This window comes from Klebsiella sp. GB_Kp056 (genome assembly GCF_040064755.1).
GTDB lineage: Bacteria > Pseudomonadota > Gammaproteobacteria > Enterobacterales > Enterobacteriaceae > Klebsiella > Klebsiella quasipneumoniae.
The window spans coordinates 19,174-34,203 of record NZ_JBEAJA010000025.1 but is presented as its reverse complement, the minus strand read 5'-3'; the positions used below and the strand labels follow the sequence as shown (position 1 = coordinate 34,203).

Sequence of the window (15,030 nt, the reverse complement as noted above, 5' to 3'; positions counted from 1 at the left end):
ACGATGGTCTGCGTTTCGCAATCCGTGAAGGCGGTCGTACCGTTGGCGCGGGCGTGGTTGCTAAAGTTCTCGGCTAATCGCTGATAACATTTGACGCAATGCGCAATAAAAGGGCATCATTTGATGCCCTTTTTGCACGCTTTCACACCAGAACCTGGCTCATCAGTGATTTTATTTGTCATAATCATTGCTGAGACAGGCTCTGAAGAGGGCGTTTATACACCAAACCATTCGAGCGGTAGTGCGACGGCAAATCATTATCCTTCTTTGCAACAGCAGGGCAGGGGCGACAGAACCGTCAGCGTTGAAGCAATTTGAATAGTTAAGTGTATAATCCGAAACTTAATTTCGGTTTGGATCGCCTCGCCCCCGCGGGGTGAAATTGTTTGTAGAATACTTCTGACAGGTTGGTTTATGAGTGCGAATACCGAAGCTCAAGGGAGCGGGCGCGGCCTGGAAGCGATGAAGTGGATTATCGTTGCCGTGCTGCTGATCGTGGCGATCGTGGGCAACTTCCTTTATCGCGACATTATGCTGGCGGTGCGTGCGCTGGCCGTGGTTATTCTTATTGCTGCTGCCGGTGGCGTCGCGCTGTTGACGACGAAAGGTAAGGCGACCGTTGCTTTTGCTCGCGAAGCGAGAACCGAAGTTCGTAAAGTGATTTGGCCGACTCGCCAGGAAACGCTGCATACTACGCTGATTGTTGCTGCCGTGACTGCAGTAATGTCACTGATCCTGTGGGGACTGGATGGTATTCTGGTTCGCCTGGTCTCCTTTATCACTGGCCTGAGGTTCTGAGATGTCTGAAGCTCCTAAAAAGCGCTGGTACGTCGTTCAGGCGTTTTCCGGTTTTGAAGGTCGCGTAGCCACGTCGCTGCGTGAACATATCAAATTACACAACATGGAAGAGTTATTTGGCGAAGTCATGGTCCCGACCGAAGAAGTGGTTGAGATCCGTGGCGGCCAGCGTCGCAAAAGCGAACGTAAATTCTTCCCGGGCTACGTTCTGGTCCAGATGGTCATGAACGACGCAAGCTGGCACCTGGTGCGCAGCGTACCGCGCGTGATGGGCTTCATCGGCGGTACCTCTGACCGTCCGGCGCCGATCAGCGACAAAGAAGTCGACGCCATCATGAATCGTCTGCAGCAGGTTGGCGATAAGCCGCGTCCGAAAACGCTGTTTGAACCGGGTGAAATGGTTCGCGTTAACGACGGTCCGTTCGCTGACTTTAACGGCGTGGTGGAAGAAGTGGACTATGAGAAGTCCCGCCTGAAAGTTTCCGTTTCTATCTTCGGTCGTGCGACCCCGGTAGAACTGGACTTCAGCCAGGTTGAGAAGGCGTAAGCCGGCGATCAAAAAAGCAGCGATTTAATCGTTGCATAGGGCGCGAAATTGGCATACAATTTCGCGCCTTTTGTTTTTATGGGCCCGGCCCGTAAAACGATGTTTAATCACGGGGAGCTTCTCTGAAGCGTTAATACCCAATTTGAGGATTTAAGAATGGCTAAGAAAGTCCAAGCCTACGTCAAGCTGCAGGTTGCAGCTGGTATGGCGAACCCGAGCCCGCCGGTCGGCCCAGCACTGGGTCAGCAGGGCGTGAACATCATGGAATTCTGCAAAGCGTTCAACGCCAAAACTGATTCCCTGGAGAAAGGTCTGCCGATCCCGGTTGTTATCACCGTTTACGCTGACCGTTCCTTTACCTTTGTTACCAAGACTCCGCCGGCTGCTGTTCTGCTGAAGAAAGCTGCAGGCATCAAGTCTGGTTCCGGTAAGCCGAACAAAGATAAAGTGGGTAAAATCTCCCGCGCTCAGCTGCAGGAAATCGCGCAGACCAAAGCTGCCGACATGACTGGTGCCGACATTGAAGCGATGACTCGCTCCATCGAAGGTACTGCACGTTCCATGGGCCTGGTAGTGGAGGACTAAGAAATGGCTAAACTGACCAAGCGCATGCGCGTGATCCGTGAGAAAGTTGATGCAACTAAACAGTACGACATCAACGAAGCCATCGCTCTGCTGAAAGAGCTGGCCACCGCTAAATTTACCGAAAGCGTAGACGTTGCCGTTAACCTCGGCATCGACGCTCGTAAATCTGACCAGAACGTCCGTGGCGCAACTGTACTGCCGCACGGTACTGGCCGTTCCGTTCGCGTAGCCGTATTTACCCAGGGCGCAAACGCTGAAGCTGCTAAAGCTGCAGGCGCTGAGCTGGTAGGTATGGAAGATCTGGCTGAGCAGATCAAAAAAGGCGAAATGAACTTTGACGTTGTTATTGCTTCCCCGGATGCAATGCGCGTTGTTGGCCAGCTGGGTCAGGTTCTGGGTCCGCGTGGCCTGATGCCGAACCCGAAAGTGGGTACCGTAACTCCGAACGTTGCTGAAGCGGTTAAAAACGCGAAAGCAGGTCAGGTTCGTTACCGTAACGACAAAAACGGCATCATCCACACCACCATCGGTAAAGTGGACTTTGACGCTGACAAACTGAAAGAAAACCTGGAAGCTCTGCTGGTTGCGCTGAAAAAAGCAAAACCGACTCAGGCGAAAGGCGTGTACATCAAGAAAGTTAGCATCTCCACCACCATGGGTGCAGGTGTTGCAGTAGATCAGGCTGGCCTGAACGCTTCTGCAAACTAATGCCTTTACGTGGGCGGCGAATTTGTCTACAATCTTCGCCCACGTTTGCTAACGATGGTTAGCAGGTAACCGAATTGTTCGTTGGAGCCTGGCCTATCCAGGCCTCCGTCGAAGACCGCAGGTGTTTCGCAAGAAACTTAATCCCCTGCGTAGACGGTGACAGAACGCTAAGATTATTTTTGGATATTCTGGCTTGTTTCTGCTCACCGTATTTAGACGCTCTTTTCGTTGAATTGAGTGAAGTGAGTTCCAGAGCATAGGCTCTGGCAAACATCCAGGAGCAAAGCTAATGGCTTTAAATCTTCAAGACAAACAAGCGATTGTTGCTGAAGTCAGCGAAGTAGCCAAAGGCGCGCTGTCTGCAGTAGTTGCGGATTCCCGTGGCGTAACTGTAGATAAAATGACTGAACTGCGTAAAGCAGGTCGTGAAGCTGGCGTATACATGCGTGTTGTTCGTAACACCCTGCTGCGCCGCGTCGTTGAAGGTACTCAGTTCGAGTGCCTGAAAGACACGTTTGTTGGTCCGACCCTGATTGCATACTCTATGGAACACCCGGGCGCTGCTGCTCGTCTGTTCAAAGAGTTCGCGAAAGCGAATGCAAAATTTGAGGTCAAAGCCGCTGCCTTTGAAGGTGAGCTGATCCCGGCGTCGCAGATCGACCGCCTGGCAACTCTGCCGACCTACGAAGAAGCAATTGCACGCCTGATGGCAACCATGAAAGAAGCTTCGGCTGGCAAACTGGTTCGTACTCTGGCTGCTGTACGCGATGCGAAAGAAGCTGCTTAATCGCAGTTATCATTGTAAAGCATTCGCTTACGTATAAACTTATTCTGATATTCAGGAACAATTTAAATGTCTATCACTAAAGATCAAATCATTGAAGCAGTATCCGCTATGTCCGTAATGGACGTTGTTGAGCTGATCTCTGCAATGGAAGAAAAATTCGGTGTTTCCGCTGCTGCTGCTGTAGCTGTAGCTGCTGGCCCGGTTGAAGCTGCTGAAGAAAAAACTGAATTCGACGTAATTCTGAAAGCTGCTGGCGCTAACAAAGTTGCTGTTATCAAAGCAGTACGTGGCGCGACTGGCCTGGGTCTGAAAGAAGCTAAAGACCTGGTAGAATCTGCTCCGGCTGCACTGAAAGAAGGCATCAGCAAAGACGACGCTGAAGCTCTGAAAAAATCTCTGGAAGAAGCTGGCGCTGAAGTTGAAGTTAAATAAGCCAACCCTTCCGGTTGCAGCCTGAGAAATCAGGCTGAGGCTGGTGACTTTTTGGTCACCAGCCTTTTTGCGCTGTAAGGCGCCAGTAGCGTTTCACGCTGTTTGACTACTGGTTTGCCTCTCAATGCTTGTTTCTATCGACGACTTAATATACTGCGACAGGTTAGGGTTCCTGGGCTGTGTAAATCGCAATGAAATGGTTTAAGCGTGATAGCAACAGGCATTGCGGAAAGTGTTCCATTTTCCGGTCAACAAAATAGTGTTGCATAAAAAACTGCCCTCTGCGGGCAGATGGGTCGACTTGTCAGCGAGCTGAGGAACCCTATGGTTTACTCCTATACCGAGAAAAAACGTATTCGTAAGGATTTTGGTAAACGTCCACAAGTTCTGGATGTGCCATATCTCCTTTCTATCCAGCTTGACTCGTTCCAGAAGTTTATCGAGCAAGATCCTGAAGGGCAGTACGGTCTGGAAGCTGCTTTCCGTTCCGTGTTCCCGATTCAGAGCTACAGCGGTAATTCCGAGCTGCAATACGTCAGCTACCGTCTGGGCGAACCGGTTTTTGACGTTAAAGAATGTCAGATCCGTGGCGTGACTTACTCTGCACCGCTGCGCGTAAAACTGCGTCTGGTGATCTACGAGCGCGAAGCGCCGGAAGGCACCGTCAAAGACATTAAAGAACAAGAAGTCTACATGGGCGAAATCCCGCTCATGACCGACAACGGTACCTTCGTCATCAACGGTACCGAGCGTGTTATCGTTTCTCAGCTGCACCGTAGCCCGGGCGTCTTCTTTGACAGTGACAAAGGTAAGACTCACTCATCCGGTAAGGTTCTGTATAACGCACGTATCATCCCTTACCGCGGTTCCTGGCTGGACTTCGAATTCGACCCGAAAGACAACCTGTTCGTTCGTATCGACCGTCGTCGTAAGCTGCCGGCTACCATCATCCTGCGCGCGCTGAATTACACCACTGAGCAGATCCTTGACCTGTTCTTCGAAAAAGTGGTCTTTGAAATTCGCGACAACAAGCTGCAGATGGAGCTGATTCCGGAGCGTCTGCGCGGTGAAACCGCCTCCTTCGATATCGAAGCCAACGGCAAAGTGTACGTTGAGAAAGGCCGTCGTATCACGGCTCGCCATATCCGTCAGCTGGAAAAAGACGATATCAAGCATATCGAAGTGCCGGTTGAATATATCGCGGGCAAAGTGGCGGCTAAAGACTATATCGATGAAGCGACTGGCGAACTGATCTGCCCGGCGAACATGGAGCTGAGCCTGGATCTGCTGGCTAAGCTGAGCCAGTCTGGCCACAAGCGCATCGAAACGCTGTTTACCAACGATCTGGACCACGGTCCATACATCTCTGAAACGGTACGCGTCGACCCGACTAACGATCGTCTGAGCGCGCTGGTAGAAATCTACCGCATGATGCGCCCTGGCGAGCCGCCGACTCGTGAAGCCGCTGAAAGCCTGTTTGAGAACCTGTTCTTCTCCGAAGACCGCTACGATCTGTCCGCGGTTGGTCGTATGAAGTTCAACCGTTCTCTGCTGCGCGACGAAATCGAAGGTTCCGGTATCCTGAGCAAAGACGACATCATCGAAGTGATGAAGAAGCTCATCGATATCCGTAACGGTAAAGGCGAAGTGGACGATATCGACCACCTCGGCAACCGTCGTATCCGTTCCGTTGGCGAAATGGCGGAAAACCAGTTCCGCGTTGGCCTGGTACGTGTAGAACGTGCGGTGAAAGAGCGTCTGTCTCTGGGCGATCTGGATACCCTGATGCCTCAGGATATGATCAACGCCAAGCCGATTTCCGCAGCAGTGAAAGAGTTCTTTGGTTCCAGCCAGCTGTCTCAGTTTATGGACCAGAACAACCCGCTGTCTGAGATCACGCACAAACGTCGTATCTCCGCACTCGGCCCAGGCGGTCTGACCCGTGAGCGCGCAGGCTTCGAAGTTCGAGACGTACACCCGACTCACTACGGTCGCGTATGTCCAATCGAAACGCCTGAAGGTCCGAACATCGGTCTGATCAACTCCCTGTCCGTATACGCGCAGACCAACGAATATGGCTTCCTTGAGACGCCGTATCGTAAAGTGACCGACGGTGTGGTTACCGACGAAATTCACTACCTGTCTGCTATCGAAGAAGGCAACTACGTTATCGCTCAGGCGAACTCCAACCTGGATGAAAACGGCCACTTCGTAGAAGATCTGGTGACCTGCCGTAGCAAAGGCGAATCCAGCTTGTTCAGCCGCGACCAGGTTGACTACATGGACGTATCCACCCAGCAGGTGGTATCCGTCGGTGCGTCCCTGATCCCGTTCCTGGAACACGATGACGCCAACCGTGCATTGATGGGTGCGAACATGCAACGTCAGGCCGTTCCGACTCTGCGCGCTGATAAGCCGCTGGTTGGTACCGGTATGGAACGTGCTGTAGCCGTCGACTCCGGCGTTACTGCCGTTGCTAAGCGCGGCGGTACCGTTCAGTACGTGGATGCTTCCCGTATCGTTATCAAAGTTAACGAAGACGAGATGTACCCGGGCGAAGCGGGTATCGACATCTATAACCTGACCAAATATACCCGTTCTAACCAGAACACCTGCATCAACCAGATGCCTTGCGTGTCCCTGGGCGAACCTATCGAGCGCGGCGACGTGCTGGCCGACGGCCCGTCCACCGACCTCGGTGAGCTGGCGCTGGGTCAGAACATGCGCGTCGCGTTCATGCCGTGGAACGGCTACAACTTCGAAGACTCCATCCTCGTTTCCGAGCGTGTTGTCCAGGAAGACCGTTTCACCACTATCCACATTCAGGAACTGGCGTGCGTGTCCCGTGACACCAAGCTGGGGCCGGAAGAGATCACCGCTGACATCCCGAACGTGGGTGAAGCTGCGCTCTCCAAACTGGATGAGTCCGGTATCGTTTATATCGGTGCGGAAGTGACCGGCGGCGACATTCTGGTTGGTAAGGTTACGCCGAAAGGTGAAACCCAGCTGACGCCGGAAGAGAAACTGCTGCGTGCGATCTTCGGTGAGAAAGCGTCTGACGTTAAAGACTCTTCTCTGCGCGTACCGAACGGTGTCTCTGGTACCGTTATCGACGTTCAGGTCTTTACCCGTGACGGCGTAGAAAAAGACAAACGTGCGCTGGAAATCGAAGAGATGCAGCTGAAGCAGGCCAAAAAAGACCTGTCTGAAGAACTGCAGATCCTCGAAGCCGGTCTGTTCAGTCGTATCTACGCGGTGCTGGTCTCCGGTGGCGTTGAAGCTGAGAAGCTCGACAAACTGCCGCGCGATCGCTGGCTGGAACTGGGCCTGACCGACGAAGAGAAACAAAATCAGCTGGAACAACTGGCTGAGCAGTACGACGAACTGAAACACGAGTTCGAGAAAAAACTCGAAGCGAAACGCCGCAAAATCACCCAAGGCGACGATCTGGCACCGGGCGTGCTGAAGATTGTTAAGGTATACCTGGCCGTTAAACGCCGTATCCAGCCTGGTGACAAGATGGCAGGTCGTCACGGTAACAAGGGTGTTATCTCTAAGATCAACCCGATCGAAGATATGCCGCACGATGCTAACGGTACGCCGGTAGATATCGTCCTGAACCCGCTGGGCGTACCGTCTCGTATGAACATCGGTCAGATCCTGGAAACTCACCTGGGTATGGCTGCGAAAGGCATTGGCGATAAGATCAACGCCATGCTGAAACAGCAGCAGGAAGTCGCGAAACTGCGCGAGTTCATCCAGCGTGCCTACGATCTGGGCGCTGACGTTCGTCAGAAAGTTGACCTGAATACCTTCAGCGATGAAGAAGTTCTGCGTCTGGCTGAAAACCTGCGTAAAGGTATGCCGATCGCAACGCCGGTGTTCGACGGTGCGAAAGAAGCGGAAATTAAAGCGCTGCTGCAGCTGGGCGACCTGCCGACTTCCGGTCAGATCACCCTGTTCGACGGCCGCACCGGTGAGCAGTTCGAGCGTCCGGTAACCGTGGGTTACATGTACATGCTGAAACTGAACCACCTGGTCGACGACAAAATGCACGCGCGTTCCACCGGTTCTTACAGCCTGGTGACTCAGCAGCCGCTGGGTGGTAAGGCGCAGTTCGGTGGTCAGCGCTTCGGTGAGATGGAAGTGTGGGCGCTGGAAGCATACGGCGCAGCCTACACCCTGCAGGAAATGCTCACCGTTAAGTCTGATGACGTGAACGGTCGTACCAAGATGTATAAAAACATCGTGGACGGCAATCACCAGATGGAACCGGGCATGCCGGAATCCTTCAACGTACTGTTGAAAGAAATTCGCTCGCTGGGCATCAACATCGAACTGGAAGACGAGTAATTCTCGCTCAAACAGGTCACTGCTGCCGGGTTAACGCCCGGCAGCGGAATGTGCTAACTCCGACGGGAGCAAATCCGTGAAAGACTTATTAAAGTTTCTGAAAGCGCAAACTAAAACCGAAGAGTTTGATGCGATCAAAATTGCTCTGGCTTCGCCAGACATGATCCGTTCATGGTCTTTCGGTGAAGTTAAAAAGCCGGAAACCATTAACTACCGTACGTTCAAACCTGAGCGTGACGGCCTTTTCTGCGCCCGTATCTTTGGGCCGGTAAAAGACTATGAGTGCCTGTGCGGTAAGTACAAGCGCCTGAAACACCGCGGTGTGATCTGTGAGAAGTGCGGCGTTGAAGTGACCCAGACTAAAGTGCGTCGTGAGCGCATGGGCCACATTGAGCTGGCATGTCCGACTGCGCACATCTGGTTCCTGAAATCCCTGCCGTCCCGTATCGGCCTGCTGCTGGATATGCCGCTGCGCGATATCGAACGTGTACTGTACTTTGAATCCTATGTGGTTATCGAAGGTGGCATGACCAACCTCGAACGCAACCAGATTCTGACCGAAGAACAGTACCTGGACGCGCTGGAAGAGTTCGGTGACGAATTCGACGCGAAGATGGGTGCGGAAGCGATCCAGGCGCTGCTGCGCAATATGGATCTGGAGCAGGAATGCGAGCAGCTGCGTGAAGAGCTGAACGAAACCAACTCCGAAACCAAGCGTAAAAAGCTGACCAAGCGCATCAAGCTGCTGGAAGCCTTCGTACAGTCTGGCAACAAGCCGGAGTGGATGATCCTGACCGTTCTGCCGGTACTGCCGCCAGATCTGCGTCCGCTGGTTCCGCTGGATGGCGGTCGTTTCGCGACGTCTGACCTCAACGATCTGTATCGTCGCGTGATCAACCGTAACAACCGTCTGAAACGTCTGCTGGATCTGGCTGCGCCGGATATCATCGTACGCAACGAAAAACGTATGCTGCAGGAAGCGGTTGACGCCCTGCTGGACAACGGTCGTCGCGGTCGTGCGATCACCGGTTCTAACAAACGTCCTCTGAAATCTTTGGCCGATATGATCAAAGGTAAACAGGGTCGTTTCCGTCAGAACCTGCTCGGTAAGCGTGTTGACTACTCCGGTCGTTCTGTTATCACCGTAGGTCCATACCTGCGTCTGCATCAGTGCGGTCTGCCGAAGAAAATGGCGCTGGAGCTGTTCAAACCGTTCATCTACGGCAAGCTGGAACTGCGTGGCCTGGCCACCACCATCAAAGCCGCTAAGAAGATGGTTGAGCGCGAAGAAGCTGTCGTTTGGGATATCCTGGACGAAGTTATCCGTGAACACCCGGTCCTGCTGAACCGTGCGCCGACCCTGCACCGTCTGGGTATCCAGGCATTCGAACCGGTTCTGATCGAAGGTAAAGCCATCCAGCTGCACCCGCTGGTTTGTGCGGCATACAACGCCGACTTCGATGGTGACCAGATGGCTGTTCACGTACCGCTGACGCTGGAAGCCCAGCTGGAAGCGCGTGCGCTGATGATGTCTACCAACAACATCCTGTCCCCGGCGAACGGCGAACCAATCATCGTTCCGTCTCAGGACGTTGTACTGGGTCTGTACTACATGACCCGTGACAGTGTTAACGCCAAAGGCGAAGGCATGGTGCTGACTGGCCCGAAAGAAGCTGAGCGTATTTATCGCGCCGGCCTGGCCTCTCTGCATGCGCGCGTTAAAGTGCGTATCACTGAATACGAAAAAGACGACAATGGTGAGTTTGTCGCGAAAACCAGCCTGAAAGACACGACCGTTGGCCGTGCCATTCTGTGGATGATCGTACCGAAAGGTCTGCCGTTCTCTATCGTGAACCAGGCGCTTGGTAAGAAAGCGATCTCCAAGATGCTGAACACCTGTTACCGTATTCTGGGCCTGAAACCGACCGTTATTTTCGCGGACCAGACGATGTACACCGGCTTTGCTTACGCAGCGCGTTCAGGTGCATCCGTTGGTATCGATGACATGGTCATCCCGGAGAAAAAATACGAAATCATCAGCGAAGCGGAAGCGGAAGTTGCTGAGATTCAGGAACAGTTCCAGTCCGGTCTGGTGACCGCGGGCGAACGCTATAACAAAGTTATCGATATCTGGGCTGCGGCGAACGATCGTGTATCCAAAGCGATGATGGATAACCTGCAAACCGAAACCGTGATTAACCGTGACGGTCAGGAAGAGCAGCAGGTTTCCTTCAACAGCATCTACATGATGGCCGACTCCGGTGCGCGTGGTTCTGCTGCACAGATTCGTCAGCTGGCCGGTATGCGTGGTCTGATGGCGAAGCCGGATGGCTCCATCATCGAAACGCCGATCACCGCGAACTTCCGTGAAGGTCTGAACGTACTCCAGTACTTCATCTCCACGCACGGTGCGCGTAAAGGTCTGGCGGATACCGCACTGAAAACAGCGAACTCCGGTTACCTGACTCGTCGTCTGGTCGACGTTGCCCAGGACCTGGTCGTCACTGAAGACGACTGCGGCACCCTGGAAGGCATCACCATGACGCCGGTTATCGAAGGTGGCGACGTTAAAGAGCCGCTGCGCGATCGCGTACTGGGTCGTGTGACGGCGGAAGACGTGCTGAAGCCGGGTACTGCGGATATTCTGGTTCCACGCAACACGCTGCTGCATGAGCACTGGTGTGACCTGCTGGAAGCGAACTCCGTTGACTCCGTCAAAGTGCGTTCCGTTGTATCCTGTGACACCGACTTTGGTGTATGTGCGCACTGCTATGGTCGTGACCTGGCGCGTGGCCACATCATCAACAAAGGTGAGGCTATCGGCGTTATCGCGGCACAGTCCATCGGTGAGCCGGGTACACAGCTGACGATGCGTACGTTCCACATCGGTGGTGCGGCATCTCGTGCGGCTGCTGAATCCAGCATCCAGGTGAAAAACAAAGGTAGCATCAAGCTCAGCAACGCGAAGTCGGTTGTGAACTCCAGCGGTAAACTGGTTATCACTTCTCGTAACACCGAGCTGAAGCTGATCGACGAATTCGGTCGTACCAAAGAGAGCTATAAAGTGCCTTACGGTGCGGTTATGGCGAAAGGCGACGGTGAGCAGGTTGCCGGCGGTGAAACCGTCGCAAACTGGGATCCGCACACCATGCCGGTTATCACCGAAGTGAGTGGTTTTATCCGCTTCACTGACATGATCGACGGCCAGACCATTACTCGTCAGACCGACGAGCTGACCGGTCTGTCTTCGCTGGTGGTTCTGGACTCTGCAGAACGTACCGCAGGTGGTAAAGATCTGCGTCCGGCGCTGAAAATCGTTGATGCTCAGGGCAACGACGTTCTGATCCCTGGTACCGATATGCCTGCTCAGTACTTCCTGCCGGGTAAAGCGATTGTTCAGCTGGAAGATGGCGTACAGATCAGCTCTGGTGACACCCTGGCGCGTATTCCGCAGGAATCCGGCGGTACCAAGGACATCACCGGTGGTCTGCCGCGCGTTGCGGACCTGTTCGAAGCACGTCGTCCGAAAGAGCCGGCTATTCTGGCTGAAATCAGCGGTATCATTTCCTTCGGTAAAGAAACCAAAGGGAAACGTCGCCTGGTTATCACCCCGGTAGACGGTAGCGAGCCGTACGAAGAGATGATTCCGAAATGGCGTCAGCTCAACGTGTTCGAAGGTGAACGTGTAGAACGTGGTGACGTAGTTTCCGACGGTCCGGAAGCACCGCACGACATTCTGCGTCTGCGTGGCGTACATGCTGTGACCCGTTACATTGTTAACGAAGTCCAGGACGTATACCGTCTGCAGGGCGTTAAGATTAACGATAAGCACATCGAAGTTATCGTTCGTCAGATGCTGCGTAAAGCCACCATCGAAAGCGCAGGCAGCTCCGACTTCCTCGAAGGCGAGCAGGTGGAATACTCCCGCGTCAAGATCGCAAACCGCGAACTGGAAGCGAACGGCAAAGTGGGCGCAACGTTCTCCCGCGATCTGCTGGGTATCACCAAAGCGTCTCTGGCCACCGAGTCCTTCATCTCCGCGGCATCGTTCCAGGAGACCACTCGCGTGCTGACCGAAGCAGCCGTTGCGGGCAAACGCGACGAACTGCGCGGTCTGAAAGAGAACGTCATCGTGGGTCGTCTGATCCCGGCCGGTACCGGTTATGCGTACCACCAGGATCGTATGCGCCGTCGCGCTGCTGGCGAACTGCCGGCGGCACCGCAGGTGAGCGTGGAAGAAGCATCTGCCAACCTGGCAGAGCTGCTGAACGCAGGTCTGGGCGGTTCTGACAACGATTAATCGTTGATGCACTGCTAAAAAGCCGGTCAGGTTTCCTGACCGGCTTTTTTATTGCCTGTTCTCCGCAGTCCCCGTCTTTAATTACATTTACGCCATATCCAGGATGCAATTTTTTAGCAATTAATTCATAAATAATATCCATTAGCCTTTCACCTCAAAAACCTTTCTTTATATATGGGTAAAACTTCTACTCATATCAAAAAATAAACAATTTAAAGAGGATATATTCAAAATACCTGATGAATCATGGGATTACTGCTGCTGCTTTATCTTCGGCGCGACGGCCTGGAGAGGGATCGCTGCATCTCATGCTTCCCCCAACAAGGCGCAGAAATAATCCCGGCAGGCTGGTAGGGATCATTACTTTAGGTCTGAGCGGACAGGCTCTGGGGGCTGCATGGAATTCGCGATACAACTCATTATTATCTTAATTTGTCTGTTTTATGGTGCCCGAAAAGGCGGTATTGCGCTGGGGCTGCTGGGCGGCATCGGTTTAGTGATCCTCGTCTTTGTTTTTCATCTCCAGCCGGGTAAACCGCCGGTTGATGTGATGCTGGTGATCATTGCGGTGGTGGCCGCCTCGGCGACGCTACAGGCGTCCGGCGGCCTGGATGTCATGCTGCAGATTGCCGAGAAGCTGCTGCGGCGTAACCCAAAATATGTCTCTATTGTGGCGCCTTTCGTCACCTGCACGCTGACTATCCTCTGCGGTACCGGTCACGTGGTGTATACCATCCTGCCGATTATCTACGATGTGGCGATTAAGAATAACATTCGCCCGGAGCGTCCGATGGCCGCCAGCTCCATTGGCGCCCAGATGGGGATCATCGCCAGCCCGGTCTCGGTGGCGGTGGTCTCGCTGGTGGCGATGCTGGGGAATTTTACCTTTAACGGTAAACATCTCGAATTTCTCGATCTGCTGGCGATAACCATTCCTTCCACGCTGCTGGGCATTTTAGCCATTGGCATCTTCAGCTGGTTCCGTGGCAAAGATCTGGATAAAGACGAAGCCTTCCAGGCGTTTATTGCGGTACCGGAGAACCGCCATTACGTCTATGGCGATACGGCGACGCTGCTGGATAGAAAGTTGCCCACCAGCAACTGGATAGCGATGTGGATTTTTCTGGCCTCCATCGCTGTGGTGGCACTGCTCGGCGCCTTCTCTGAACTGCGTCCGACCTTTGACGGTAAACCGCTGTCGATGGTGCTGGTGATCCAGATGTTTATGCTGCTCTCCGGGGCGCTGATCATCATCATTACTAAAACCAACCCGGCATCGATTTCCAAAAATGAGGTCTTTCGTTCGGGAATGATCGCTATCGTCGCGGTGTACGGCATCGCCTGGATGGCGGAGACCATGTTTGGCGCTCACATGACCGAAATTAAAGGGGTGCTCGGGGAGATGGTCAAAGAGTATCCATGGGCCTATGCCATCGTGCTGCTGCTGGTTTCGAAGTTTGTAAACTCGCAGGCGGCAGCGCTGGCGGCGATTGTTCCGGTGGCCCTGGCCATCGGCGTCGACCCGGCCTATATCGTGGCTTCTGCGCCGGCCTGCTATGGCTACTATATTCTGCCGACCTACCCCAGCGATCTGGCGGCGATCCAGTTTGACCGCTCAGGGACCACCCATATTGGCCGCTTTGTGATTAACCACAGCTTTATCCTGCCCGGGCTCATCGGCGTTGGCGTCTCCTGCGTTTTTGGCTGGGTATTCGCTGCGATGTACGGCTTTCTGTAAGCGGGGACGGGCGCCGGCAGCGACGCCCGTTCAATTCGAGAGATTATTGCGCGAGGGGCAGGCGACGGTATAGTTCAATCATATCGGTCGCCAGATCCTGAATGACCATGGCGTTCATCAGATGGTCCTGAGAATGCACAGTGATCAGGTTGACCGGTAGCTTACCGCTGCCTTCATCCAGGCCGATAAGCTGGGTCTGAATTTTATGCGCATGTTTGACGAACTCATGGGACTCGGCCATGGCCTGCTCCGCTGCGGCAAAATCGCCTTTCCGCGCCAGCTGTAGCGCCGTCAGCGCCGCGCTGCGCGCAGAACCCGCGTTAACCAGCAGCTCCATGATGATCGTTTCTAAATCTTCCATCGATTACTCCAGCATCTTAAGGGCTTTATCCAGAACGGCATCACCTTTCATCATGCCGTAGTCCATCATATCGATCACGGCGACCTTTTTGCCGAACGGGTCGGCCAGCGCCTGCAGCTTCGCCTGCTCATATTTCACCTGCGGGCCGAGCAGAATAATGTCGGCGGCGGCCAGATTATCTTTAAACTCGGCGACCGGTACGGCCTTGATTGAGACCTCAACACCTTTCTTCTGCGCGGCATCTTGCATACGCTGAACCAGCATGCTGGTAGACATACCGGCGGCACAGCACAAAACGATATTCTTCATAGTCAGTGGCCCTTGTGTTCCGTGATGTCTTATGTTTATCGCGGCCCTGGCGATGCGACAACCGCTTTACCGTGATTGTGTGTAAGTCATCACACAAAAATTGAAACCGGTT

General features: G+C 53.7%; 12 protein-coding genes. 10 read left to right on the top strand and 2 right to left on the bottom strand.

Features of this window, described 5'->3' with window-relative positions:
* The 10 genes from ABLV52_RS01520 to dcuB all read left to right on the top strand — a co-directional run.
* The coding region (locus tag ABLV52_RS01520) for an elongation factor Tu (protein ID WP_072077167.1) at positions 1-77 on the top strand (77 nt) is incomplete at its 5' end.
* A 337-nt stretch (positions 78-414) separates the two neighbouring features.
* Positions 415-798: a preprotein translocase subunit SecE gene (secE, locus tag ABLV52_RS01515; protein ID WP_002883772.1), complete on the top strand. Its 384-nt coding sequence runs from the start codon at positions 415-417 to the stop codon at positions 796-798.
* Between the two features lies 1 nt (position 799).
* On the top strand, positions 800-1,345 hold the full coding sequence (gene nusG / locus ABLV52_RS01510; protein ID WP_001287521.1) for a transcription termination/antitermination protein NusG: 546 nt from the start codon (positions 800-802) through the stop codon (positions 1,343-1,345).
* 156 nt (positions 1,346-1,501) lie between these two features.
* The gene (gene rplK / locus ABLV52_RS01505; protein WP_002884034.1) at positions 1,502-1,930 is read left to right on the top strand and encodes a 50S ribosomal protein L11; all 429 of its coding nucleotides are present in this window, start codon (positions 1,502-1,504) and stop codon (positions 1,928-1,930) included.
* Between the two features lie 3 nt (positions 1,931-1,933).
* Positions 1,934-2,638 (top strand): 50S ribosomal protein L1, encoded by a 705-nt coding sequence (gene rplA, locus ABLV52_RS01500; RefSeq protein ID WP_002884036.1) that lies wholly within the window; start codon positions 1,934-1,936, stop codon positions 2,636-2,638.
* Between the two features lie 289 nt (positions 2,639-2,927).
* Positions 2,928-3,425 (top strand): 50S ribosomal protein L10, encoded by a 498-nt coding sequence (gene rplJ, locus ABLV52_RS01495; protein WP_001207203.1) that lies wholly within the window; start codon positions 2,928-2,930, stop codon positions 3,423-3,425.
* A gap of 66 nt (positions 3,426-3,491) precedes the next feature.
* Positions 3,492-3,857, top strand: a complete 366-nt coding sequence (gene rplL / locus ABLV52_RS01490) for a 50S ribosomal protein L7/L12 (RefSeq protein WP_002884142.1) — start codon at positions 3,492-3,494, stop codon at positions 3,855-3,857.
* 324 nt (positions 3,858-4,181) lie between these two features.
* Positions 4,182-8,210, top strand: coding sequence for a DNA-directed RNA polymerase subunit beta (rpoB, locus tag ABLV52_RS01485; RefSeq protein WP_004206758.1), 4,029 nt, complete (start codon positions 4,182-4,184; stop codon positions 8,208-8,210).
* 76 nt (positions 8,211-8,286) lie between these two features.
* On the top strand, positions 8,287-12,510 hold the full coding sequence (gene rpoC, locus ABLV52_RS01480; RefSeq protein ID WP_023291591.1) for a DNA-directed RNA polymerase subunit beta': 4,224 nt from the start codon (positions 8,287-8,289) through the stop codon (positions 12,508-12,510).
* Between the two features lie 397 nt (positions 12,511-12,907).
* Complete coding sequence (dcuB, locus tag ABLV52_RS01475) at positions 12,908-14,248, top strand: anaerobic C4-dicarboxylate transporter DcuB (protein ID WP_032454532.1); 1,341 nt, start codon at positions 12,908-12,910, stop codon at positions 14,246-14,248.
* Positions 14,249-14,291: 43 nt separating this feature from the next.
* On the opposite strand, the gene ABLV52_RS01470 is transcribed toward dcuB, so the two are convergent.
* Positions 14,292-14,609, bottom strand: coding sequence for a PTS lactose/cellobiose transporter subunit IIA (locus ABLV52_RS01470; RefSeq protein ID WP_004206755.1), 318 nt, complete (start codon positions 14,607-14,609; stop codon positions 14,292-14,294).
* Between the two features lie 3 nt (positions 14,610-14,612).
* On the bottom strand, positions 14,613-14,918 hold the full coding sequence (locus tag ABLV52_RS01465) for a PTS sugar transporter subunit IIB (protein WP_002884150.1): 306 nt from the start codon (positions 14,916-14,918) through the stop codon (positions 14,613-14,615).
* Positions 14,919-15,030 lie beyond the last annotated feature (112 nt).